Source organism: Pseudomonas frederiksbergensis, assembly GCF_003732275.1.
GTDB classification, from domain to species: Bacteria; Pseudomonadota; Gammaproteobacteria; order Pseudomonadales; family Pseudomonadaceae; genus Aquipseudomonas; species Aquipseudomonas frederiksbergensis_H.
Genome location: NZ_MOBM01000038.1, coordinates 160,814 through 185,336, shown reverse-complemented (window position 1 = coordinate 185,336; position 24,523 = coordinate 160,814). Strand labels below are relative to the sequence as shown.

The following is a 24,523-nucleotide window of genomic DNA, read 5'->3' as shown; positions in this document are numbered from 1 at the left end:
CCGGCTCCGATTTAGAAAAGGGGGAATGCTTTCAGCTCCGCGTGGGGAGCTGAAAGCAGGTGTGACGAGTGAGTTACTTGCCGAATTGGCTGATGGTCATTTCGTAGGCGCGATTGGCCATCTGCTCCAGAGGGAGCTTGCGGTGGGTGTCGGACAACACTTCTAGGCCCCACGGGCCGTCATAGCCAGCAGCCTGAACAGCCTTGATGAATGCTGGGACGTCGAAGGTGCCGTCGCCCGGCAGGACGCGTTTGTGGATGGTGTCCATCCACAGTGGCTCAATGGCGTACTTGTGTGCATCGTTGAGCTCGATCGACTTGATGAAGCGAGCCGGAATCTTGGAGATATCGTTGAAGTCGATTCCACCACGCTGCAGGTGCCAGATGTCGAGCAGCAGGCCGCCGTTTGGCTGGTTGGCACCTTCCACGATGGCCAAAGCGGTTTCAATCGTGCGCACGTTGCTGAAAGGCATGATTTCCAGAACGACGTTGGCACCGACTTCTGCAGCCTGTTGGCTGAGCAGGGTGAACTCTTTGACCATCAGGTCGATGTCCGCAGTGTCCTCACCGATGCCAGGGCCGATCTTGATGGAGCGAGCGCCCAAGGCTTTGGCTGCTTCGAGCAGTTCCTGACGAACCTTGTCCGACTGACGACGACGTTCGCCGGTGTGATACCAGTCCACCAGGAATTCCAGCTCGACATGCTTGATACCGTTCTTTTCGAGAATGGCTTTCATGGCGGGATATCCAATCTTGTCGACGGTATCCATCATGCCGTTGTGAACCAGGCCGATGCCTTTAAAGCCCGCGTTGCCGGCAGCTTCCATCCGATCCTCGAACGAGTACGGGCTGACCTCGGTCGGGCCCATCGGAAAGATGTCACCTGCAATAGTCCAATACGCAGCAAGCAGCTCAATGTTTTGAGTATTCATTTCTCTGTCCTCATTAGGGTTGGAATCAACTTGAGAACAGACTAGGGTAGAGCGTTGTTGCGATAAACCTCATTAGACTCCTTTCAGAGTGGAGTAAAGGTGGACAATGGCGCAGGTTGAACAGGCGTTAAGTGGTGTGCTGATCTTCGTGACAGCGGCACGGGCTGGAAGCTTTACAGTGGCTGCTGATCGGCTTGGCATTACCAAGTCAGCGGTGGGGAAAAGCATTGCGAAGCTCGAAGAAAGGCTCGGATGCAAACTCTTTCATCGAACAACACGGAGCTCGGGCTTGACCGTAGATGGCGAGGCCTACTTCGCAAGCTGCTCGGCTGCAGTAGATGAAATCCTCGCTGCCGAGGCATCATTGACCAGCCACCAACAAACGCCCAGTGGACGCCTGAGGGTTGATCTGCCTGCCGCTTATGGCCGGAGCGTTGTGCTGCCGGTGTTGCTGGAAATCTTGGATGCAAATCCTGACCTCAAGTTGACGGTAACCTTCACCGACGCCGTCATTGACCTGATCGAAGAGGGGATCGATCTCAGTATCCGCTTTGGGACATTGAAGGATTCCAGCGGCCTTGTAGCTCGTCGACTTACCGTGCAGAAGCAGCTTATATGTGCCTCACCCAAGTATCTCGCTAAGCACGGCTGCCCTGAATCTCTGGAGGAGCTGCAGAACCACAGTTGCATCGTGAATTACCGACGTGGGCAGCGGGTAAGTTGGAGCGTCCTGGATGGGGACGGAGAACTCACACGCATCACTCCCCCCGGAACTCATGAAGTTGGAGATGGCGATGCCATCGTTTCCATGACGGTGGCTGGGCAGGGTATTTGCCAGATGCCGAGCTCTTTAGTTCGAGATCATCTTGAGGCGGGGCGGCTCGTTCAGGTTCTTGAAAAATACAATCCAGGTGACGTGGAGATCCATGCGGTATGGCCCCAAACACGTCACCTGCTACCGAAGGTTCGGCGTGTCGTGGATGAACTCGTACTGCGGGCAGAGCGTGGGGCGCTGGATTGAATAGCGTTTTGCGATCTCGAATGCGCGCCAGCAGGAAAGCCCCAGTGGCGTTTATCGGTCATGGGGAGTATTCCGCTGCCCAGGCTGGGTCTGGGCAGCAAAAATAACTTCAGACCAAGGTTACTTCCTGCCCGAGAAGTTCTGACGATTTGAAAAGCGCCTCGAGGATCAGGTTGATATTGTGTGCCTGAGTTGCGGGAACTTGAGATGGCAAGCCTTCAGTAAGCGATTTAACGAAGGCGGCAGCTTCTCGATCAAAATAAACCGGGTTGCCAATTTCAGCGATCTCAGGTGAATACACGGTTTTTCGCACAGCCCATACTTCGGGGAAACTCGTTTCGTTCCAATGCGTCCAGCCTTGCGAGTGACCAATCTTTCCATCGTGATACAGCTTGTAAGAGGCGGGCATTGGGGTGGAGTGCATCACACCGTGCGTACCGTAGGCTGTCACGTCCCAGCTTTCCGTCCAGGGCATGGGATCCCATGACATGAAGTCGATGGTGACGACTTTGTCATCGTAATTCAGTATCGCGACGGCGGCGTCTTCGCGCGCAGAGTTACTCATTTGACCTGCAAACTTGGTGATCCTGGCGTTCACGAATTTAGGCATACCAAAGTGCAGCAAGATCCGGTCAATTGTGTGGCAGCCAATTACGTAGAAGGCGCCACCCAGGTCGCCTGGCTGTTTCATGTGGTTGGTGTCGGCCTCGTCGTGCGAGCAACCTGCATGAGCCCGCACCTGAAGTACCTTGCCGATCTCTCCGCTTTGGAGCACTTGCTGCATTTTTTCCACTGCCGGCGAGAACCTCCAGCAGTAACCAACCTGGAATAGGTTGCCTGTGCGCTCAACCGCTTCCACGATGCGCAAGGTATCGGTCGAGTGGCGACCTGCAGGTTTCTCACACAGCACCGCCTTACCTGCTTCCAATGCCTCGATGGCCCAGTCAGCCATCAAATAACTTTTGGGATGCACCAGGACGATGTGTACGTTGGGGTCGCTTAGAATGTCGTCTTTGCTGCGCGCCTGAAGGCCCAGCGCGTCGGCAAAAGGTTCAAGCAGCGGACTGTCGTCGTAAGCCCCGAAAAACTCTACGCCCGGGAGACGCTGGAAGGCCTTTACACGCCCTGACGTGTGAGGGTGGGTGATTCCCAGGCACGCCACACCCAGCTTGGTTTGATTCTCGATCTTGGTAGCCATCATCTATCCTTTTGTTTTTGTGGTCAGTACGGATGCCACGTATGGCAGAGGCTTCCAGGAGTCTTGCTCCCCGGGCGCGCGTGCCAAAGTTGGTGGGCGGTCATATCACCGAGCGGATGCTGCCACCGTCGACACCCCAAACACTGGAGGTCACAAAGGACGCAAGATCAGACGCCATGAAGACAATGACGTTAGCCACCTCTTCCGGAGTGCCAAGGCGATCAAGAGGGAGTTGGCGTAGCGACATCTCATGCTCCACTGCGGCTTGAGGTTCCATCCCGTGGACTTTGGCCATGGTCTCAGCGAAGCCGCCCGACTTGGTCCAGAAAGGCGTCCAGATAGGGCCCGGCGCAACGGCGTTGACACGGATGTGCGGGCCTTCACTGCGGGCCAAGCCTTTGGTTACGGCGAGAACAGCTGCTTTAGAGGCGGAGTAGTCAAGCGGGCAGGGTTCTGGCTGTCGGGCAAGGTCGGAGGCGTTGTTGATAATGACGCCGCTTTGTTGAGCGCGCATCACCGGCAGGATTTTGCGACAAGCACGTACGTAGCTCATAAAATTGAGCTGCATGGTTGCTTCCCAGTCTTCGTCAGTCAGGTCGTCGAACATCCGCACGGCGCCAGAGCCAACGTTGTTGACGAGCACATCAACCTTGCCGCCGTAGATGGCCAGAACGCTATCGATGCCATCGTTCATACCGCTCAAACTGCTGAGGTCAGCTTTACTGACAGCCACGGTGGCGCCCAGAGCCTCAGCCTCGTGCTTCAGTTCTGCGAGGGCTCCTTCATCCCAGTCCAACAACGCGAGCTGGCTGCCTTCGCCTGCAAACGCCAGCGCTGTGGCGCGACCGATACCTTTCGCTGCGCCGGTGATGAGCACGATCTTGCCGGCAAGGTTAGTTTTCATATCTGATACCTTCTTTTTTTGAGCTGTTGAAGCACGTGGTGCTCGTTTCTTATTGATTCGAAGTTCAGTTAGAACAGGTGTTTATTACATGAAGTAGTCAACCTGGTGCCTGGCGGTGCGAACGTTTCCGAGTTCTTCGCGAACTCGTAAATGAGCAGGGTGCGTGGCATAACCCTGCAGCGCTTCCATGGAATCGAATTCCGAATACAGCACCACGTCGCAGGCATAATCGATCTTGCTGAAGTCGACGCCGATCTCTAGCTTGAGAAGGCCAGGAATTACGCTGCGAAGACCTTCGAAAGCACTTTTGAGCTTTTCTATATTGGCTGAGCGCTCATGCTCAGTTTCGCCAAGCAGGTTCCACATGACGATGTGTTTGACGGGTCGCATAGTCCTCTCCGAGGTAAGTGTGCGAGTACTGGCTATGGCCTGCACACTGCAAGCCTGGTAGACAAGAAATGTATGTGCGCTAAGCGTTGTGCAGGATGAAGTCAAAATCCAGGGTGTAATAAAGCGAGTCGATCGAGTTACCGTACGGATCGATTCCACTCTCATGGCGAACCCAGTCTGCAATCAAGGACGAACGGACACCGAATACCGCATCCGAATCCAGATAGTCGCCACCCTCTCGGAACACGTGGGTGACTAGACGCTGATATCCAGGGGCAGTGATCATGAAATGCAGGTGGGCAGGGCGCCATGGATGCCGATTTAACGCCTCCAGCATCTTGCCAACCGGGCCGTCATAGGGAATGGGGTAGCACTCAGGGACAATCGTGCGGAAGTGGTAATGCCCATTGGCGTCGGCCTGGATAATCGCCCGTCCGTGGTAGTCCCCCATATCTGGCTTCTGAACGTCGTAAAAGCCGGCGTCGTCGGCTTGCCAGACTTCGATGGTCGCATGTGGGATGGGGGTGCCATCTTTGGCCGTGACGGCGCCCTTCACAAACCATGGCGAGCCTGGAAGCCCACCACTTATGTCTTCGCCCAAGTCGTAACGAGGGGCGTTGGCGACATGGAAGGGGCCGAAAACCGTGGCTTCAGTGCAGCCTTCCGGCTTCTTGTGATTCTGGGCGATAACCAACGTCGACAGGCCCAGCGTATCGGACAGGAGGATGAATTCCTGTCGTTTGTCGGTCGTGATATGACCGATTGCGGTCAGAAACTCGATTCCCTTTTCCCATTCCTCCTCGGTCAAATTAGTCTCCCGCGCAAATGCGTGGAGGTGCTGAACGAGTGAAGTCACGATCTCATGTAGGCGCTGATTTTCGGTCCCTGCATTTCGAGTGAGGACAGCTTGTGTGATCGTCTGCTCATCTAGGTTTCGCATGGAGATGCATCCTTTTTTTATTTGAGTCAGGAGAGACCTGAGGTGACCTACTCCCTGGGGAACATCAGCTGTTGGCTGGCAGATGCCTGTTCCCGAAACTATAGCGATACGCTAAAGTCACAGACGGTGGAATAAAATACTAAAAATGAAAATCTTTCTTTCACCACAGAAATAATCTTCCCCTTTTTCGTGTGGATGCCTAAGGATGGATCGATTTACTGAGCTCGAGCTTTTCGTATACACGGCTGAACTGGGAACGCTGAGTCGCGCGGCTGAGAAGCTGGAAATTTCCAATGCCGCTGCAAGTCGTCACCTCGCCGCGCTCGAAACACGGCTCGGAGTTCGACTGGTGGAGCGGAGTACGCGCCGTTTATCACTTACCAACTCAGGGCATGATTTTTATGCCAAATGCAAAAGCCTACTCGCTGAGCTAGCGGATGCAGAGGCCACGGTCAGTGCCGCTCTGATTGAGCCAACGGGCACTCTGACGATCAGCGCCACCATCTCTTTTTGCATGTTGCATATCGCACCCATCGTGCCCGAGTTTCAGCGCCGCTACCCCGGAATCAAGGTCAAGATCATCGGCGCCAACCGGTACTACGACATCATCGACAGCGAGATTGATTTAGCGGTTCGAACGCGTGAATACGAAGCCGATTCGAACATTACTGTCCGTCGGCTGGCCGAGACGAGGCGTGTACTCGCAGCTTCGCCCAAATACCTCCAGCGCAAGGGGATCCCCAGGACCGTGCAGGATTTGGCCGAGCATGATGTGCTGATCTATAGCCTTGCGAACCATCCCAACACGATGGAGTTCACTCGGGATGGGGTGCATGAAAGCATCAAGGTGCAACCGGCCCTGGAGACGAACGACGGTCAGATCGTCAGGGCAGCAGCACTGGCGGGGGCAGGGATACTGGTACAGCCCAAGTACATCATCTATGACGACCTGGTAGCCGGTAGACTGATACCCGTGATGGATGATTGGGATCTGCCTCGATTGACCATCAATCTGGCGTTTCAGGACCGACGTCACATGCCCGCAAAGACTCGCCTTTTCATCGACTTCCTGCTCGATCACTTCAAGCGCAGCGACTACGAGCGTTACTGGACTCGATGAAAAAAGCCCACTCGACTTCCTTCACGGTCACCGAGTGGGTGAGGCAATAGTTATCTAAGCAGGACGTTTTCCTTCATATGCATCTTGCAGCAATTGGCGAATCCCCTCGCGCTCGATCGGTCGCGGGTTCCAATAAGGATTGCTGAGGGCAATGTCTGTCGCGCGATCAAGATCCGCCTCGGTCAGCCCCAGCTCGCTCAGCTTCATGGGTGCACCGAGTTTTTGCGCGAGATCGAATAAGGCGCCACCGGCTGAATCATGTTTCCCGCCCAGGGCTCGAACGATGCGCGCGGCTGCGTCCGGAGCAGCGCTGGCGTTGTAGGCGATAGCGTGGGGCAGCACGATAGTGTGTGTCTGGGCGTGAGGGAGGTTGAAGCTGCCACCCAGCGTGTGACACAGCTTGTGATGCAGGGCCATGCCTACATGGCCGAGCACGGTGCTGCACAACCAGGCGCCATAGAGACAATCGCTGCGGGCATCCAGATCGTCAGGCGTCTGGTTGATGCGCTCCAGTCCCTCGGCCATCGCACGAATGCCTTCTTCTGCAATCAGCGACATCACAGGGTTTCCATCTTGGGAATAAAGGCCTTCTGCAGCGTGAGCGATAGCGTTCATGCCGCTCATGATCGACATGCCCAGGGGGAGGGTGGCCGAAAGCTCTGGGTCATAGATCACGGTTTTCGGCAACACTCGTGGGTCTTTGCCAGTTTTCTTGATGCCGTTTTCGGTCAGGCCATACACGGGCGTCATTTCCGACCCGGCGTACGTTGTGGGGATCGCCAGGATTGGTAGGCCTGATTCCAGCGCGATTGCCTTTCCCAGACCGGTAGTGGAACCGCCGCCAATGGCAATGGCGCAATCAGCCCCCAGTTCTTTCGCAACTTCTCGCGCTTCACGAGCGGTCTCGATTGGGACATGCATAACTGCTTTATCGAAGATCCCGGCAGCACGTTTGCCCAGGATGTCGGCGATTCGCTCAGCCTGATCACGTTGCTCTGGTGTGCACAGCACAAGGGCGCGTCGGGATTCGAGGCGGTCAATCTCTGCCTCCAGCTGTTGAAGGGATCCTTTGCCAAAGATCACGCGAGCTGGCAGGCCGGTGTAAGTAAAGTTTTTCATTTTGTCAGGTGTTCCTATCGTTGAGAGTTGGCGCGGCAATCTCTCGGGCAGTAGAGATCCGCTCTGGCGGTGCGCGTTTATGTTGGAATGGGCGTCGGCTGATAAGCGAGAAGCTTCCACTCGCCGTCGCGCTGCTCCCAGACGGCCAGGGCTTTATTACGCAGCGTCTTCTGGACGCCGCCTGCCGTGATCTCACCGTTCATCTCGCCGAAGACGAGCGCAATGTCCCCAACGACCTTGATGGACTCGATCGGATGTTCGACATGGTGATAGACATAAAATCCACCCAGGCACTTGTCGAGGTAGCTCTCAAGCGTATCGACGACTCCAGTGGAGTGGGCATAGCTCAGATCAGGATGCGCGTAAGTTTTGAAGGCATTGAAATCGCCAGCGACGATCGCTTCGTAGCGTTTGCTTTCAAGCTCGCGAATCAATTCTTCCACTGCGTTATGGTTCTTCATGCTAGGCCTCTTGGGGTCTCTCGTGGGCATGTGAGCGAGTGTCGAGGCATGCCCTTTTCTTTTAGCCACCTGAAGCTGTTATTCCCAGCTTCCGAACGGGTCCAGCCTATAATTACGAATGGGCTTATAAAACCTCACTTTTGGAAATCTTTATTTCATAGGTGGAATAATATCCTTCGAGCCATCCCATTCTGATTCCTGATGGAATAGAAGCGCCCGAGGTCGGCCCAACTCTGCCCCCCCAAAGATGAGCAACGGTCCATCAGGCCCTTCTATGGCTTGGATTCTTCCACTGAGTGAAAAAGAGATTTCACTTTCTGGTATTTTTCTTCCTAAAACGCATGCCTAAGATCGTTCCCATAACGACAGCTCCTCAAGCTGCACTAAAACAAGAACGGAGACATAGCTATGTACTTGCTCCTTGCCTTCCTCCAAATCTTCATCGCCACCGCGAACGCGTTGCTGATGCTTGTCTGCAATATGCATCACGCCGCGTGGACGGCTCACGCTAAGTCGGTCGAAGCAGCGCAACCTCTATTCAATATCAGTCTTTTCCCTTGGCATAAGTCGGGATATCCCTCGGGTTTTTCCCGGGATGCGTCGAGCCCGCTTAGCGGAAGATCGCATCCGCGAGCGCCTCTCCAGTATCCGATTGGCATTGAAGTGCCATAACTGGAAACGCGTTTCCCTTTTACAGCTTGTCCTGGATCTAGCAGGGCTCGCACGCCTCAACCTTTGCAACTGCATCTCAGGAGTTACACATGAGCAATCAAAACGTCGAATTGTTGGCCGCCTACTTCACCCTGTCGGGTGACGTCTACCCGTTCGGCCCAACCGAAATCAGCCCATTCGCGTTCCGGGATCGTGTAGAGGCAGCGGCTCAGGCTGGTTACAAGGGTGTGGGCCTGATTCACGTTGACCTGATGTCGACAGTTGATCGCATCGGTTTCCGCGAGATGCGCCACATCCTCGAAGCGAATGGAATTAAGCACATTGAGTTTGAGTTCCTGACCGACTGGTACCTGGATGGTGAGGCTCGCCGCGCCTCCAATAAGATGCGTGCAGAGCTTTTCAACGCAGCCCAGGAGCTGGGTGCTCGTGCGGTCAAGACCGCCCCAGGCCTACACCAGGAAGAAGCGAATATCCCTTTGATGGTTGAGCACTTTGGAAACCTGAGCGCTGAAGCCGCGACCTACGGTACCGACATCGTCCTGGAAATAATGCCGTTTAGTAACGTGCGTACGATCGATACTGCGCTGGCTCTGGTTCAGGGCGCGAACCACGACAACGGCAAGCTGCTGCTGGACATTTGGCACTTGGCGCGTGGTGGCGTCGACTTCAGTGAGATTGCTCGTATCCCAGGAAAATTCATTGGCTCTGTCGAGTTGGACGACGCTGATAAATACGCCGTTGAGCCGCTGTGGCAAGACACTATCCATCGCCGTCGTCTGCCGGGCGAAGGTGTGCTCGATGTGCCTGGCTTTATTAAGGCTATTCAGGCTACCGGGTACGCCGGTCCATGGGGTGTGGAAGTGCTGTCGGAAGTCGTGCGCAAGCTGCCTCTGCAAGAGATGGCTCAGCGAACCTTCGAAACCACCATGTCTCAATTCAAGTAACGCTAAGAGATCCGCATGTTTTTGCGCGGGGAAAGATCTCCGCGCCCCGCCTAAAAATAATAGGCAGCTAGGCTGTCAAGGGAAGAACTATCATGTTGCGTATTGCCGTATTGGGTGCTGGGCGTATCGGAAAAATCCACGCCGCTAACGTCGCTACAAATCCTCGTACCAAACTGGTTGTGGTAGCTGACCCGTGGAAGGAGGGGGTCAATGCGCTGGCTATGCAACTGGGTTGCGAGGCAGCCTACGACTATGCTTCGGCCATTGAGCGTACTGACGTCGATGCTGTTTTTATCGGCACTCCCACTGAGTTTCATATCGAACTGATGCTACAGGCGGTGAGGCTGGGCAAGCCAGTTATCTGCGAAAAGCCAATTGATATGGATTACGAGCGCGCGAAGGCTGCTGTCGATGAGCTTGAACGCCTGAATGGCCGTGTGATGCTGGCATTCAACCGCCGATTCGACCCCGACTACCTGCGCCTGCGTCGGGCGATCGACGATGGTGAAATCGGGGTGGTTCGACAAGTCATTATCACCAGTCGTGATCCAGCGCTGGCCGCAAGGGCCTACCTGGAAACGTCTGGGGGCATATTCCGTGACATGACTATTCACGACTTCGACATGGCTCGGAGTCTGCTTGGCGAGGAGCCAGTCGAGGTTTTTGCGGTGGGTAGTCGACTGGTGGATCCGACGCTCGAATCGATTCCGGACTACGACAGTGTCATGGTGCTCATGCGTACTGCTTCTGGTCGCCAATGCCACATCAACTGTTGCCGTGAGGCTGTATATGGCTTTGATCAGCGCCTGGAGGTTTCCGGTTCCAAGGGCATGCTGTTGAACGAGAACCATCGTACGAACAGTGTCCGTCGTTATGGCGCGGAGGCAACTGACGTGGCGGATCCTCTTCTCAACTTCTTCCTGGAGCGTCACGCCGACTCGTACAAGATCGAGCTCAACAGCTTCCTGGATGCGGTTGAGAATAACAGCCCGATGCTAGCAACACCACGTGATGGCCTGCGGGCGCTTCGCTTGGCGAACTGCGCGAGTGAGTCGGCTGAGACGGGCAAGATTGTAAGGGTAGGCGACCGTTAATTTATCCAAGTCGTGAGCCCCAGCTCTTGCTAGGGGCTCCGCCTTACGGAGCACCAGAACCGAAAAGGATGTTTGAAGTTGACGTAGCAAAACATAGTTGCAGGGGCTGGCATTCGGCCCTGGCCCAGGACTTGAACATGGCCTGGCGTGCACTGATGACGGTTAACACAAAAATAAAGGTACCGGTCATGAACACAAATACAAGAGCCCTGAGCGGGCTTACTCATAATCACGAAAAGCTCTCCTCGACCCGGCTGGCATTTATTTTCGTGACAAGTCTGTTTTTCATGTGGGGCCTATCCCATGGACTTCTCGATGTGCTGAACAAGCACTTCCAGGACACCCTTCATATCTCTCGCGGGCAGTCAGGACTGGTTCAAACGGCCTACTTCGGGGCGTATTTCATCATTGCCTTGCCAGTCGGTCTGTTCATGGAGCGCTTTGGTTACAAGGCTGGGATTCTGGCAGGGCTCGCATTATTCGCCATCGGAGCGCTGCTGTTCATTCCGGCTTCGATGGTCGGAACATTTATGCCATTTTTGGTTGCGTTGTTTGTCCTGGCCTGCGGCTTGGGATGTCTGGAAACCGCCGCAAACCTATATGCAGCTGCCTTGGGCGATCCTGCAAAATCGGAACAACGTCTGACGTTTGCTCAGTCTTTCAACGGTCTGGGGGCGTTCATCGGGCCGGTCATTGGTGGCGCGATTTTCTTCGCCCCGCCCATCGAATTCAACGGCAGCCGCGTCGATCTGGTTTCGGTGACGTATGCGGCGTTGGCCATCATTGTGATGTTGATGTTCGTCGCCTTTGCTCGAATTCAACTTCCTGAAATTCGCAACGAAAAATCCTCTGACGTGCTGTTGCCAAGTGCGGGGGAAGTAAGCCTCTGGAAGAAGAGCAACTTCACCGGCGCGCTCGTCGCTCAGTTCTGTAACGTCGGTGCTTACGTCGGTATTGGTGCGTTCTTCATCAACTACGCGATAGATCACTGGCAAGGGATTTCTGCTCAGAAAGCCTCCTACCTCCTTTCGCTCGGGATGCTTGCCTACATGGTCGGTCGATTCGCCGGTACATGGGTAATGCGCTACGTTCCTGCACGTTCATTGTTGATTCTCAACAGCCTGGTGAGCATGGTGCTGTGCATCATTGCCATCGCCGGATTTGAGCGGATCTCAATCTTCGCGGTTGCCGCCATCTATCTGTTCATGTCGGTGATGTACCCAACGATTTTCGCGATGGGCATTCGTGGACTCGGCACGCAAACCAAGAAAGCCGGTTCATGCCTGGTGATGACACTCGTCGGGGGGGCGTTCGTTCCATTGCTGATGGGAGCACTCGCCGATCACTTCGGCATTGCTGCGGCGTTTTATATACCGCTGGCATGTTTCGCTGCCATCGCATGGTATGGGCTGAGCCAGCCGTCCGTGACGGCGACTATTAAAGCTCACTAACTCAAATTTCGAGCGACGTGTGGTAGGCCCTGCATGGCAAGGCCTGCTGCAACGGATTCGGCTTGCCCGAAATTCTTGATAACTGGTGATCGGCAAGTTTCAGATCAGGAAAATCAATATGAAGCGACTACATAACAAAGTGGCATTGGTGACTGGCGGTGGGATGGGGATTGGACGTGCGATCGCCGAGCTTTTCGCCGAAGAAGGAGCCACCGTCATTGTTGGCGATGTGCACCAACCTGAGCCTTACAAGAACGATAGCGTCGTTGCCAGACATCTGGATGTTTCAAAACTGGAGGACTGGGAACTTCTCGTTAACGAGGTAATGCGTGAATACGGCAAGGTTGATGTACTCGTGAATAATGCGGGCTTGGTAGGTTCCTACCTTCCCATCGATGAGATCACCCTCGATGACTGGAACCGGGTCATTGATATTAATCAGAACGGCGTGTTCTACGGGATGAGAACCGTCATTCCTGTCATGAAGCGTCAGCACGCGGGCTCCATCGTTAACGTGTCTTCGATCTGGGGCATCGTCGGTGCCAGTGGTGTGTCGGCGTACCAGGCTAGCAAAGCAGCTGTACGCATGATGAGCAAGAACGCTGCTCTGTCCTACGTGGCCAATGGTATTCGCGTCAACTCGCTGCATCCGGGGCTGGTCGAAACACCAATGATTGATCGACAAGCCGCTGATATCACGGCAGCCGTAGTCGCAGCGACACCTATGAAACGTGCTGCGGATCCTAAAGAAATTGCCTACGCGGCTTTGTTTCTTGCCAGTGATGAAGCGAGTTTCATCACTGGGGCAGAACTCGTAGTCGACGGAGGTTACACGTCCCCCTAAGTGCTCTGTTCGCGCACCGAGCTTGCATCGCAGCGCTGGCAACCCCGTGTTGTAGTTTTGATACCCCTCTGAGGAGAACAAAAATAATGAAAGCGCAGAAAGGTGGTTTGTTGTGCAGTGTTGTTTTGGCAGCAGGTTTGACGTTCCAGCTATCACCAGCATTCGCAGCCGGTGAGAAGATTCTCATCAATTTCCAAACGTTATCCATTCCCTACTTTATCTACATGCATGAACAGGCCTCGCAGGAAGCCAAGGTTCTCAATGTAGAACTGCTTGTGCAGGATGCTCAGTCCTCTTCCACTAAGCAGTCCTCTGATGTCGAAAACGCCTTGACGCAAGGTGTTGATGCAATGGTCGTCGCACCCAATGATGTGACCGCCTTGGCACCTGCCTTGAACGAAGTGCTATCTGAAAAAGTACCCTTGGTGACAGTCGACCGCCGTGTCGAAGGAACCGATACCCCAGTGCCCTACGTCACTGCGGACAGTGTCGCAGGTGGCCGACTTATGGCCGAGTTGGTCACATCCAACGTGAAAAACGGTGCTCGTGTAGCGTTCATCGGCGGTACCCCAGGCTCGTCGACAGCCATTGACCGCGCTAAAGGCGTCCACGACGGACTCAAAGCTGGCGGGGGAAAATTCCAACTCGTGGCTGAGCAGTCAGGGGAGTGGGAGCGTGCCAAGGCCATGTCGGTGGCAGAAAACATCCTGACTTCGCTGAGTGCAAACCCTCCCGATGCAATTATCTGTGCGAGCGGCGACATGGCTCTGGGCGCTGCGGAAGCCGTGAGGGCCATGGGGCTGAAAGGCAAGGTCAAAGTTATCGGATTTGACGCCTACCCAGAGGTGCTGCGAGCCATTCGAGACGGAGATATCGCCGGTATCGTGGAGCAAAGCCCGAGCAAACAAATCAGAACGGCCCTTCAGATGGCGGTGAAGAAAGTACGTGGCGAAGGTGAACTCGAAACGGTCATCGTTCAGCCATTCATGGTCACCCAGGAAAACCTGAGTCAGGCAGAGCAATACAGCGCCATTCAATAGCCGGGCTGTTCTACGCCCAGTCAATCCGAATGCTTTATGTACCTATGCAATTTGAGGAATTCGAGAATGAAAACGAACAATAAACGTCGAGTGCTAACTACCGCAGTGGCCGCTGTCCTGCTGATGTCGAACGTATCCACGTTTGCCGCTGGCGAAAAGATTGCGGTCAGCTTCCAGACTCTTTCAATTCCCTTCTTCATCTTCATGCACGAGCAGGTTGTTCAAGAGGCTAAAACATTGGATGTCAAGCTGCTTGTCCAGGATGCCCAGGCTTCATCCTCCAAACAGAGTTCAGATATCGAAAATTCGCTGACACAAGGCGTGGCCGCAGTTGTATTGACGCCTAACGATGTCACGGCGCTCGCGCCTGCGATCAACGATGTATTGGACGAGAAGGTGCCGGTAATTGCAGTTGACCGCCGCGTGGAGGGAACTTCTTCACCGGTGCCATTCGTCACAGCAGACAACGTGGCAGGTGGTCGGCTTATGGGCGACTGGGTAGTAAAGAACCTGCCGACAGGCGCCAATGTGGTGCTCATCACCGGTCAGATCGGTTCCACGACTGCGATGGATCGGGCCAAGGGCGTGCATCAATCACTGAGCGCAGCCGGCAGCAAGTTCAAGCTCGTCGCTGAACAATCCGGGGAGGCTGATCGGGCCAAGGCGATGTCGGTGGTAGAGAACATTCTCACCGCTTCGGCGGGTAACCCACCTGATGTGATCATCTGCTCCACCGGCGATATGACGCTTGGAGCAGTCGAAGCCGTGCGAGGTATCGGGCTGAGCGACAAGATAAGGATTATTGGCTATGACGCCTATCCCGAAGTGCTCAAAAGCATCAAGGCCGGTGAGATTACAGGCATCGTCGAGCAGAGTCCAAGCAAGCAGATTCGCACTGCTCTGCGTCTGGCTGTGGACAACATCAGAAACGGCACCAAGATTGAGTCAGTGACGATTACGCCATTCATGGTTACTCGGGAAAACCTTGATCAGGCCGAGCAGTTCAGCGCTATCAAGTAATCCATGGGTTCACCTTTTGAAGGTGATGGGGGAGGGAGCAATGCTTCCTCCCGTGTCTAGCGAATCCAGAGCTGGGAGGCATCGAGATGAACGATAGGCTGCTGCAAGTTCGCAATATCAAGAAAACCTTTCCGGGTGTCGTCGCGCTCAACGGCGTACAGCTCGAAGTCGGGAAAGGTGAAGCCCATGCTTTGCTGGGTGAAAACGGGGCTGGCAAGTCCACCATTCTAAAGATCCTGGCCGGGGCTCAGCCTGCGGATGCTGGTCAAGGCTCACTTGAATTCAATGGTCACGTGCTTGGGGAGCATGACACCCCCATACGTCGCCAGGAGGTAGGCATCATTACGATCTACCAGGAATTCAATCTTATCGCCGACATGTCAGTCGCCGAAAATATGTACCTCGGTCGTGAACCACTACGACATGGTTTCGTTGACTGGAAGCAGATGTTCAGTGACGCGCAGCATGTTCTGGACGATCTTGGTCTGCACATTACGCCAAGGACGATGGTTCGCAAGCTGAGCGTGGCAGAGCAGCAAATGGTCGAGATCGCCAAGGCGCTCACCATGAATGCAAAGCTCATCATCATGGATGAACCTACTGCTGCGCTCAGTGGCCGTGAAGTCGACAAGCTGCACGAAATCATTGCAGATTTGAAGGCTAAAGGGATCAGCATCATCTATGTGTCGCACAAGCTCAACGAAGTGAAGGCTTGTTGTGATCGCTATACCATTTTTCGCGACGGAGCCTACATCACCTCTGGCGACGTTTGCGACGTTAGTGTTGATGACATTGTTCGACTGATGGTTGGCCGGGACGTGGAGTTTGTCCGCAAACCGCTCACGGGAGCACCAGGTGAGGTGATGCTGAAGGTGCAAAGTGTTTCCAGGACAGCCGCTGGTGGAGGACGGAGTCTTCATGCGACGCCATTGCTTGACATGTCCGTCGATGTACGGGCGGGGGAAATTGTTGGTTTCGCTGGGCTGGTGGGGGCAGGCCGCACTGAGTTGGCTCGCGTGATTTTCGGTGCCGACGGATGCGATGAAGGGATGATCTACGTCAATGGGCGCCAAGTCTCTCCGTTCAAATCTCCCAGAGAAGGTATCGCCGCTGGCGTTGCGCTTGTTCCGGAGGACAGGAAGCAACAGGCCTGCTTTTTGAGCCACTCAATCCGTTGGAATATGAGTTTGCCGAGTCTGGGCGGATTGCAGCGTTGGGGCATGTTTATCGATGACCGGGCTGAAACCCAGCTCATCCAGGACTACCAGAAGCGACTGCGCATCAAGATGCCTAACGACAGCGTGGCCATTGGAACCTTGTCTGGTGGCAACCAGCAGAAAGTGATCTTGGCCCGATGCATGGCCCTCAAGCCGAAGGTGCTCATCGTCGATGAGCCAACGCGCGGCATCGATGTAGGGGCCAAGGCGGAAGTTCATCAACTTCTGTTCGACATGGCCCGCGCCGGCATAGCCGTAATCGTCATTTCCTCCGAATTGCCTGAAGTCATGGCGGTCAGCGACAGGATTGTCACGTTCCGTGAAGGACAAATAACCGGAATTGTCTCCGCTGATGAGGCTACTGAAGAGCTTCTCATGGCGCGTATGGCTCAAGGAGTGAGTTCATCGTTTTCGCAGCAAGGCGTGGCCTGAACGGGTCGCACCCGCATCGTCTATCGAGTAAATAAAAATGATCAAGCCAGCATCGAGTGAATCAGTCGTGGAACGCCGGAAAAAGATTGAGATAGTCGGGTTCTTTGAGAAGTATGGCGTGTTGTTGTTTCTTGTCGCACTTATCGTCATTTTCACCCTATACAACCCAATGTTCTTGTCGGCGCGAAACATCAAAAACATTCTTACCGAAGTGTCGATCTACGGGATCATTGGTGTGGGAATGACCTATGTGATTCTCACCGGGGGAATCGATCTTGCAGTGGGGTCGCTGCTCGCATTCGCAGCCATCAGCGGTGCATTTTTGATGCAGGCACTGGGCGGCGACTTCTTCATGGGGTGGCTCGTTGCAATGCTCGCAGCGTGTGCTGTCGGCACTATGGCGGGCTACCTCCATGGCAAGGTGGTGACTCGGTTCGGCGTACCCGCATTCATTGTGACGCTTGGCGGTTTGACCGTATGGCGCGGTGCGACACTCATTGTGAATGATGGCGCGCCTGTGAGCGGTTTCAATGAAGCCTTCCGCTGGTGGGGAAGAGGGGACGTACTGGGCGTACCGGTACCTGTCCTGGTCTTTCTGGTTGTCGCTCTAGTGGGATACATCGCTCTGCGCTACACCCGATATGGCCGGCAGGTTTATGCTGTTGGCGGTAACCCCGAAGCAGCGCGACTCTCAGGCTTAAGTGTTCAATCCGTTGTTCTGAGTGTTTATGTAATCACCGGCTTCCTCGCAGGGCTGGCTGGATTCCTGCTCTCTGCCCGACTTGGATCGGCTGAGGCAGTTGCCGGCACGGGTTACGAACTGCGCATTATCGCTTCAGTGGTGATCGGTGGTACCAGTCTGTTTGGTGGTTTAGGCGGAGTCGGCGGCACGATTGTCGGAGCGTTGCTCATCGGCGTGCTCATCAATGGCCTCGTGATCATGAACGTGTCCGCGTACTACCAGCAAGTGGTCATTGGAATCATCATTGTTCTGGCGGTTGGTTTCGATACATATGCCAAATCCAGAGGCAAATCATGATTTGGCTGAAGCACCGGAGAAGGTGATCTTGTAATCGTCACACTGGAGCCGTATCTGTGGGTGTCTTTCCCGATCGACATCGCAAGGTTGGCTCCAGGCTGTAAACGCACTACCCAAACTTAAGAAAAGACCACGTCGCTGGAAGAGGAATCTTCCGGGCAGGGTTCGGCTGTGCCCAATAAAAATAAGAAGTGGAGACGCAATATGACGTTCAAGACTGTTTTCTGGAGTGTAGGTGTGGCTGTAGCGATGCCCCTATCTGCAAATGCGCTGGATTTCAGCGGCTATCTTCGTACTGGTACAGGTAACGCCCTGCAGGGCGGCCGTCAATCTTGCTTTCAGCTTCCGGGAGCGCAATCTAAGTATCGGTTGGGTAATGAGTGCGAACAGTACTTTGAACTTGATCTGCGGCAAGATCTTCTCAAGCTCGATGATGGCTCCGCCATTAGCGTCGAAGGTATGGCTCAGTTGTACAACCAGTACGGCCATACTCCAAAGTTTACGGGGGACTATGGCTTTGCACGAATGAATCAGATGTACGCTGAGTGGAGCAAAATGCCCGCTCTTAACGGAGGATCCTTTTGGGCGGGCCGCCGTTACTACAATCGAAACAGCATCGAAATGAGTGACTACTTCTATTGGAACCAGAGTTCGAATGGTTTCGGCTTTGATCAAGTAGGTATCGGTGATCTCAAGTACAGCTACGTTTTTTCGCGCAAAGACAACCTGTTCCAAGAGGACTACATCAACCGCCACGATTTCACCGTCAGTGGCTTCGATACCAACCCCGGCGGTGGTGTGCAACTGGGCGTGAGCTTTCTCGACAAGCCAGATAGCAAGGATGATGACTCCCACAGTGGTTGGTCGGCCATCGCGCAACACAAGCAGAAAGGCTTTCTTGGAGGGCTCAATACTTTCGCGGTGCAGTACGGACGAGGCCCGGGAACGGCTTTGAGTTACACCGGCGACCCAACCTTGGACAACAGCAACCAGAGTTGGCGCGTTGTGGAGTACTTCGACTGGCAAATGACTCCGCGATTCAGTGGGCAGTTCCAGGTGGTTTACCAAAAGGACAAACGTACAGATGGGGATGACCAAAACTGGCTTTCTGTGGGGGTACGTCCGGTCTATGCGTTCACTGATCAATTCAAATTGAGCACTGAGATTGGCCGAGACCAAGTGGAGGCTCCCGGTGGGACGCGCAAACTGACGAAATTCACCATTGCGCCAACTTGGTCTCCTGCAGGGCCTGGCTACTGGAATCGTCCAGAGCTTCGTCTGTATTACACCTATGCGTCCTGGAACGAAGCGGCCCAACGCGCAGCGAATCAAATGGCCGCCGGGTCAGCGCTTTCGGATACAGGTGCATTTGGTAACGCCTTGCATGGCTCGAACGTTGGTGTGCAGCTTGAGTATTGGTGGAAATAGGCGCGTCAGCCAACAGGGTTACGTCAACTGACCTCCGGGAAGCCCTACCGCCAGCTATCTCTAGGTAGGGCTTCGACTATCGAGTTGTAAGGGAGACCTGCACATGCTTTCGTTGTCTTCATTAATCGTTGCTGCTCCGAGCAAAGCCAGCGCGGATCCAACGAGTACGCACGATGAGGATTGATATGTTCAAGGTTAAAAAAACACGTCCAAAATTGCACGTTGTTGCTAGGGCATCCCGGGAGCTGGCACTCGCCTTCGCATTGGGAGGAGTGCCAGTTTTGTTAAATTCAGAGTCGTCAGCACAGTTCAAGGCAATGCTAGACCTTTTACTCGCCGCCCCTTTTTTGATGGGCTACTACGCGTGGCTGTGTTTAGCATTCGCGGTGGCTGCAATCGTTAAATACAAGTGGAGGTTCATGTCCGCTCGGTATCAGCGTTGGCTCGACGCTGTGCATCTTTTTTTAGGTGACATTGGTGGAAGTTTTTTGACAGCAGGCAGAACGGGTCTAGGAGCGATACTGGGATTCTTAACGGTTTGGCACTGGGTCGAACCGGACTCGTTGAGCGCTGAGAATGTAACTCGTACGCTTGTCATGGTTTTCAGTCTCACTTTACTTAGCGTGATGCTGGCGTTGGGCGAAGAGACTTTGAAAGATCCAAAGCAAGCAGCCGCCAGTAAATAGCTCAGGAAAGTGGGAGCACTCTGCCGAGGGCAAACATCTATGGGGGCTAGTACAGCCACTGAGCGGCATTCAGCGTTCGCTGCACGTTAAGGCCAAACTGAATTTGCTCGCAGACTGCTCTGGCTTGCATCGCAAGGGGGCATCCGCTGCTGAAATCAGCACCGCATAAGTAGCGGTTTCCACGTTCTCAAAAACGTAGCCAGCCATCTCACCTTTGATTACTTCATCACTCATGCTCGAACCGCCTATGGCTTGTCCCAACGCCATTAGCTTTCCGGTCACATCCTTGAGGTTCGAAGAACTGCCACCAAGGCGGGAAAGACATTCATCATTCAGTTTTGATGATTGTGACAAGCTGCTAAGGATGCTGGCAGCGTAGGCAAACTGGGGTTCTAGGTGTGGTAATTTCTCCGGCATCAGCACAGCACATAGCCAAAGGAATTCGTGTGGATAGGGAATGGGTAAGAGATTTCATTGAGAACATTTCGTCGGCCACTATCGGTGATATGGACATCCCGAAGCTAGTCAACGGGAAAATTCTGCACACGCCCAATCGGCTTTTCAAAATCAGAAAATGCGGCGAGTACGCATTCAAAAATTTGGCTGAGAAAACCCTCTATCTGGGCGTCGCCAATGAGTTCAACGACCCATACGACACGGCGTTCTGGATTGATTACCGGAAGCTCGCTGCTTGGAAAAAACTCGATGAACTGAGCTTCAGCGATGATCAGGTCGTCACTGCTCTGGCCTCCGATGACCCCATTGCAGCGGTAGTAGCACTGGCATCGGCTCAGGAGCCACCCCGCCTGAACGTGGATCAATGGCTCCATGAAGTAGAGGTTTTGGCGCCGAATCACCAGGCCGGGCAGCTCCCGACCCTCATTGATCAGCTCAAAACCAGCTACAAAATCTGCAGCCTAAGTGCGCGTGTGGATTCGGTGCTGATGTGGAGTCACTATGGCCACAACCACACCGGCTTTGCCATGGAGTACGACTTCACAAGGCTCCATCGGAATGAGCTTCCCACCCTCACGCTATGGCCGGTTGCCTATACAGACAAGCTGTTCGACGTCACCCCGATCCTCAGAGCCCACAACTTGGGCAAAGACTACAACGCTCTTTTTGGCATTGCTGCATCGTTGTGCAAGGCTGTCGACTGGCAGTACGAGCGTGAGTGGCGCTGGGTAGTTCCAGATGGCGATAGAGAGGTGAAAGGCTCCAACTTTCCCGCGCCCCTCAAGGCCGTTCATCTAGGGGCCAAAATCCCAGATGCTGATGCGCTCGAGATCTTGAAGATCTGCAGAGGCATCGATATACCAGTCTACAAAGTCACGCTTGCGCCAAACGAGTACCGGATGGTCTCGTTGCCTACCAGCTTGGACGATTGGTGTTCCAGGGGGGGACGGCAGCAGGGCAACATGCCTCGGTGGGAATTAATCCATGAGTAACCAGAAACTTCGCTTGGACGAGAAGTGGGAGCCACTGGTGGTACGAAACACCTGACTTGGCATTCTTTGGTGCTACCTGACGGAAGAGGGGATGCTACACGCCGAACGCTAATCTTGTAGACCTTGTTCCGGATGGAATGCTTTTCGTGGGCGAAGCTGTGAAACTCTGTGAGTGCCCTTATCGTCGACATGCCTCATCCGGTTGTTGGGAAATGGCTCAATGAGAATGTAGGTGAAACGCGTATCCGCCATTCATTACCTGAAAATGACGATTGCGGGCTAAGATCTAGCCTCCGATCTGATGACTGAGAACGCTCCGTCGATCATCAACTGAGGTAGCTGTATAGCGCTCTACGGCGGCTGGGGACAGCCGCGAGTGATATTTCGCGAAGGGAGTGTTGGACCTTGAACTGGGGGCATCTGTTTCAACGTCCCCAAAGCATGCCCTCCGATATGCCCCCAGGTATCTCATCCTCTGGAAGTGTGTAGATCTCCATGGTCTATGAAAAGCCAGAAATGATCAGCTAAACAGCCTGCCCGACGAAACCTAAAGACTCTCAGGATCGCCGAAGAACATCTGAATCCGCGACCTTAACCACCGCTCACCCGGGTCATTATCCTGCGACCCGCGCCAAGCCATGTGCAATTCAAAACTGCGCACCGGCAACGGCGGATCTTCGGCGCGTACACCGCCAGCCGCGGTCAACGCTTCAGCCGTGTAATCGGGCACGGTCGCGACAATATCGGTGCCACTGATCAGCGTACTGAGCCCGTTAAACTGCGGTACAGCCAGCACCACATGCCGTTTGCGGCCGAGTTTCTCGAGCTCTTCATCTATAAAGCCGCTCAGGTCGCCCGCGAACGAAACCAACGCGTGGGGGCGGGCGCAGAAATCATCCAGGCTCAATGGCCCCGGCACCGTGTCGGCTCGCAACAGTTTCGGCATGCTGCGGCGCAGCACTTTGCGCTTGGCGTTGGCCGGCAGGTCGGCGGTGTAGCTGACGCCGATGGAGATCTCGCCCGAAGCCAGCAGGCTGGGCATCAGGATGTAGTTGGCCCGACGCACCACCAGCACGATCCCCGGCGATTCAGCGCGCAGCCGTTTGAGCAGCATTGGCAGCAGCGCAAATTCAACATCGTCCGACAAGCCGATGCGGAACACCGTGGTGCTGGTCGCCGGGTCAAATTCCGCCGCACGACTGACAGCGGTGGAAATCGAATCCAGGGCCGGCGAGAGCAGGGCGAAGATTTCCACCGCCCGGGCGGAAGGCTCCATGCTGCGGCCGGTGCGCACGAAGAGCGGGTCATCGAACAGCCCGCGCAGGCGCGAGAGCGCCGCGCTGATGGCCGGTTGGCCGAGGAACAGTTTTTCCGCAGCGCGAGTCACGCTGCGTTCGTGCATCAGTGTTTCGAAAACGATCAACAGGTTCAGGTCGACACGACGCAGGTCATTACGATTCATCTGGAGTCCTGGCAGATTCAGCAAACTTGACGTGAGCGACCATATGAGAACAATGGCCGGCATGAATCTTACGGGCAAAGGCTGGTACTCTGCACAGGGTAATTCAGTTTTTTCTGAAAGGCTGCTTCGGTTTTTACGGCATTGGATGATGTCGCCGTCGCTGCGGAATCAATGACAGGCATGTCGACTATTAATAGCCACTGATGGTCTTGGGTAGAAAGCCCAGATAAAGTTCAGGGCATTAGAGGTTTCTTTGACGAGGTTTGCGATGTCCCGCACGATCCGTTTTCACAAGTTTGGTCCGGCCGAGGTGCTCAAATGCGAAGAGCATGCGGCAGCCCTGCCTGCGCCGGGCGAAGTGCAGGTGCGCGTCGAAGCGATTGGCATCAGCTGGTACGACATTCTCTGGCGCCAGAACCTGGCTTCATCCCATGCTCGTCTGCCTTCTGGCCTCGGTCATGAAATGGCCGGCGTGGTCACGATGGTCGGCGAAGGCGTCGATGACCTGGCTGTTGGTGACAAGGTCGCCAGCTTCCCGGCCGAGAGTCCCAACGATTACCCGGTCTACGGCGAACAGATCGTTCTGCCGCGCTCGGCACTGACTCTCTACCCGGACGTGCTCAGCCCGATCGAAGCCAGCGTGCACTACACGCCACTATTGATCGCTTATTTTGCCTACGCCGATCTGGCGCGAGTAAAACCCGGGCAATTTGCCCTGGTGACCGATGCCAGTCACTGTGCCGGACCGTCGTTCGTGCAACTGGGCAAAGCCCTCGGTGTGCGAGTGATCGCTGCGACTAAAACCGCGGATGAGCGTGAGTACCTGCTGTCCCTCGGCGCCGAGAAGGTCATCGTTACCGAGGAAGAAGATCTGCTCATGCGGATCAACAAAATTACCGACAATCGCGGTGTGGACGTAGTGTTCGATGGCCTTGGCGGGCCGCAGATGTCGCTGCTCGGCGATGTGCTGGCGCCTCGCGGCAGCCTGGTGCTCTATGGCCTGCAAGGGGGTAACCAGACGCCATTCCCCGCCTGCGCGGCGTTCCAGAAGAACATTCAGTTCTTCGTGCATTGCATCGGTAACTTCACCGGCAAGCCAGAACTGGGCATCATCCAGGACCAGGCCGCACTGCAACGTGCCCTGCGTGACATCAACCAGTTGACCGCGGACCGTGTGCTGCTGCCGCTCAAGACCCGGGTGTTCCCATTTTCCGAGTTTGTCGAAGCCCACCGCTATATGGACGAATGCCCATGCCGCGAACGGGTCGCCCTTCAGGTCGAGTCTGCCTGAGCCCTTCCTCTGCAAGAGTCCGTGTGAACACGGACTCTTCTGCTGGCAGTCGCTCCAAAATGAGACGTTCCATCGATCTGTCGGTGGTCTGGTTCAGCAACTGAACTGGTTTTTGCTCTCAATCTGTATCTTCTAATCATTATATAAGCCCTGATAATTGAATGATTATTTTCATCTCAAGGAAAGAGTCATGGCTGAGTATCTGGCTGAAACTCCTCAATGCGCGCCGGCAATATATGCTCAACAAATAATGCGGCGCCGCTCAGTTGTCTTACATTCATTGGCAACTTCTTTCTTTATTTCCTGTGCTAAGTGTCTGTGGGACGCTGTCGGAAATTTCCTAGGAAATCGCGCGGGAGCGCAAGAGGCCC

Annotated in this window: 23 protein-coding genes and 1 pseudogene; 14 read left to right on the top strand and 10 right to left on the bottom strand. The window is 54.7% G+C overall.

Translation table 11 applies throughout. The features are described 5' to 3' along the window. Positions 1 to 73: 73 nt before the first annotated feature. Positions 74 to 931, bottom strand: coding sequence for a sugar phosphate isomerase/epimerase family protein (locus BK662_RS20135; protein ID WP_123359516.1), 858 nt, complete (start codon positions 929 to 931; stop codon positions 74 to 76). Positions 932 to 1,037: 106 nt separating this feature from the next. Between BK662_RS20135 and BK662_RS20130 the strand changes: the two genes are divergently transcribed. Further along, entirely contained in the window at positions 1,038 to 1,952 is a 915-nt protein-coding gene (locus BK662_RS20130; protein WP_123359515.1) for a LysR family transcriptional regulator, read from the top strand. Between the two features lie 109 nt (positions 1,953 to 2,061). Here the strand turns inward: BK662_RS20130 and BK662_RS20125 are convergent, their stop codons facing one another. The 4 genes from BK662_RS20125 to BK662_RS20110 all read right to left on the bottom strand — a co-directional run bounded on the left by BK662_RS20125 (position 2,062) and on the right by BK662_RS20110 (position 5,384). Continuing rightward, the gene (locus BK662_RS20125) at positions 2,062 to 3,150 is read right to left on the bottom strand and encodes a Gfo/Idh/MocA family protein (RefSeq protein WP_123359514.1); all 1,089 of its coding nucleotides are present in this window, start codon (positions 3,148 to 3,150) and stop codon (positions 2,062 to 2,064) included. 100 nt (positions 3,151 to 3,250) lie between these two features. Further along, positions 3,251 to 4,054 (bottom strand): SDR family NAD(P)-dependent oxidoreductase, encoded by an 804-nt coding sequence (locus BK662_RS20120; protein WP_123359513.1) that lies wholly within the window; start codon positions 4,052 to 4,054, stop codon positions 3,251 to 3,253. An 84-nt stretch (positions 4,055 to 4,138) separates the two neighbouring features. After that, the gene (locus BK662_RS20115) at positions 4,139 to 4,444 is read right to left on the bottom strand and encodes a Dabb family protein (protein ID WP_123359512.1); all 306 of its coding nucleotides are present in this window, start codon (positions 4,442 to 4,444) and stop codon (positions 4,139 to 4,141) included. 79 nt (positions 4,445 to 4,523) lie between these two features. Continuing rightward, entirely contained in the window at positions 4,524 to 5,384 is an 861-nt protein-coding gene (locus BK662_RS20110) for an intradiol ring-cleavage dioxygenase (protein ID WP_123359511.1), read from the bottom strand. Positions 5,385 to 5,589: 205 nt separating this feature from the next. Here BK662_RS20110 and BK662_RS20105 point away from each other — a divergent pair, with 205 nt between their 5' ends. Continuing rightward, positions 5,590 to 6,504, top strand: a complete 915-nt coding sequence (locus BK662_RS20105; protein ID WP_123359510.1) for a LysR family transcriptional regulator — start codon at positions 5,590 to 5,592, stop codon at positions 6,502 to 6,504. A 54-nt stretch (positions 6,505 to 6,558) separates the two neighbouring features. Here BK662_RS20105 and BK662_RS20100 read toward each other — a convergent pair whose 3' ends face one another. From BK662_RS20100 to BK662_RS34925, 3 genes are all read right to left on the bottom strand, one after another. Beyond that, positions 6,559 to 7,623 (bottom strand): maleylacetate reductase, encoded by a 1,065-nt coding sequence (locus tag BK662_RS20100; protein WP_123359509.1) that lies wholly within the window; start codon positions 7,621 to 7,623, stop codon positions 6,559 to 6,561. A gap of 77 nt (positions 7,624 to 7,700) precedes the next feature. Next, on the bottom strand, positions 7,701 to 8,084 hold the full coding sequence (locus BK662_RS20095) for a nuclear transport factor 2 family protein (RefSeq protein WP_123359508.1): 384 nt from the start codon (positions 8,082 to 8,084) through the stop codon (positions 7,701 to 7,703). Positions 8,085 to 8,429: 345 nt separating this feature from the next. Beyond that, positions 8,430 to 8,591, bottom strand: coding sequence for a hypothetical protein (locus BK662_RS34925; protein WP_185047169.1), 162 nt, complete (start codon positions 8,589 to 8,591; stop codon positions 8,430 to 8,432). Between the two features lie 254 nt (positions 8,592 to 8,845). On the opposite strand from BK662_RS34925, the gene BK662_RS20085 reads away from it, so the two are divergent. The 10 genes from BK662_RS20085 to BK662_RS20040 all read left to right on the top strand — a co-directional run bounded on the left by BK662_RS20085 (position 8,846) and on the right by BK662_RS20040 (position 19,951). Continuing rightward, positions 8,846 to 9,700, top strand: coding sequence for a sugar phosphate isomerase/epimerase family protein (locus BK662_RS20085; RefSeq protein WP_063321102.1), 855 nt, complete (start codon positions 8,846 to 8,848; stop codon positions 9,698 to 9,700). Positions 9,701 to 9,792: 92 nt separating this feature from the next. Then, positions 9,793 to 10,794, top strand: a complete 1,002-nt coding sequence (gene iolG / locus BK662_RS20080; RefSeq protein WP_123359506.1) for an inositol 2-dehydrogenase — start codon at positions 9,793 to 9,795, stop codon at positions 10,792 to 10,794. Positions 10,795 to 10,931: 137 nt separating this feature from the next. Continuing rightward, a complete protein-coding gene (locus BK662_RS20075; protein ID WP_259695944.1) occupies positions 10,932 to 12,245 on the top strand; it encodes a sugar MFS transporter in 1,314 nt (437 codons plus the stop codon). Between the two features lie 118 nt (positions 12,246 to 12,363). After that, positions 12,364 to 13,089 carry an SDR family NAD(P)-dependent oxidoreductase gene (locus BK662_RS20070; protein ID WP_123359505.1) on the top strand — a complete coding sequence of 242 codons (726 nt, stop codon included), beginning with the start codon at positions 12,364 to 12,366 and terminating at the stop codon, positions 13,087 to 13,089. Positions 13,090 to 13,175: 86 nt separating this feature from the next. After that, positions 13,176 to 14,129 (top strand): sugar ABC transporter substrate-binding protein, encoded by a 954-nt coding sequence (locus BK662_RS20065; RefSeq protein ID WP_123359504.1) that lies wholly within the window; start codon positions 13,176 to 13,178, stop codon positions 14,127 to 14,129. 66 nt (positions 14,130 to 14,195) lie between these two features. Beyond that, positions 14,196 to 15,149, top strand: a complete 954-nt coding sequence (locus BK662_RS20060; RefSeq protein ID WP_123359503.1) for a substrate-binding domain-containing protein — start codon at positions 14,196 to 14,198, stop codon at positions 15,147 to 15,149. A gap of 86 nt (positions 15,150 to 15,235) precedes the next feature. Then, positions 15,236 to 16,798, top strand: a complete 1,563-nt coding sequence (locus tag BK662_RS20055) for a sugar ABC transporter ATP-binding protein (RefSeq protein WP_123359502.1) — start codon at positions 15,236 to 15,238, stop codon at positions 16,796 to 16,798. Positions 16,799 to 16,835: 37 nt separating this feature from the next. Continuing rightward, positions 16,836 to 17,837 carry an ABC transporter permease gene (locus BK662_RS20050; protein WP_123359501.1) on the top strand — a complete coding sequence of 334 codons (1,002 nt, stop codon included), beginning with the start codon at positions 16,836 to 16,838 and terminating at the stop codon, positions 17,835 to 17,837. A gap of 204 nt (positions 17,838 to 18,041) precedes the next feature. After that, the gene (locus BK662_RS20045; protein ID WP_123359500.1) at positions 18,042 to 19,265 is read left to right on the top strand and encodes a maltoporin; all 1,224 of its coding nucleotides are present in this window, start codon (positions 18,042 to 18,044) and stop codon (positions 19,263 to 19,265) included. Positions 19,266 to 19,450: 185 nt separating this feature from the next. Then, positions 19,451 to 19,951, top strand: coding sequence for a hypothetical protein (locus BK662_RS20040; RefSeq protein WP_148057942.1), 501 nt, complete (start codon positions 19,451 to 19,453; stop codon positions 19,949 to 19,951). A gap of 46 nt (positions 19,952 to 19,997) precedes the next feature. Here the strand turns inward: BK662_RS20040 and BK662_RS35520 are convergent. Beyond that, positions 19,998 to 20,290: pseudogene (locus BK662_RS35520) on the bottom strand (DUF892 family protein); the annotation flags it as partial. Between the two features lie 107 nt (positions 20,291 to 20,397). On the opposite strand from BK662_RS35520, the gene BK662_RS20030 reads away from it, so the two are divergent. Next, positions 20,398 to 21,399, top strand: coding sequence for a DUF2971 domain-containing protein (locus tag BK662_RS20030; RefSeq protein WP_123359497.1), 1,002 nt, complete (start codon positions 20,398 to 20,400; stop codon positions 21,397 to 21,399). Between the two features lie 547 nt (positions 21,400 to 21,946). Here BK662_RS20030 and BK662_RS20025 read toward each other — a convergent pair. Beyond that, positions 21,947 to 22,861, bottom strand: a complete 915-nt coding sequence (locus BK662_RS20025; protein WP_123359496.1) for a LysR family transcriptional regulator — start codon at positions 22,859 to 22,861, stop codon at positions 21,947 to 21,949. Positions 22,862 to 23,129: 268 nt separating this feature from the next. On the opposite strand from BK662_RS20025, the gene BK662_RS20020 reads away from it, so the two are divergent. Next, positions 23,130 to 24,152 carry a zinc-dependent alcohol dehydrogenase family protein gene (locus BK662_RS20020; RefSeq protein WP_123359495.1) on the top strand — a complete coding sequence of 341 codons (1,023 nt, stop codon included), beginning with the start codon at positions 23,130 to 23,132 and terminating at the stop codon, positions 24,150 to 24,152. Positions 24,153 to 24,523 lie beyond the last annotated feature (371 nt).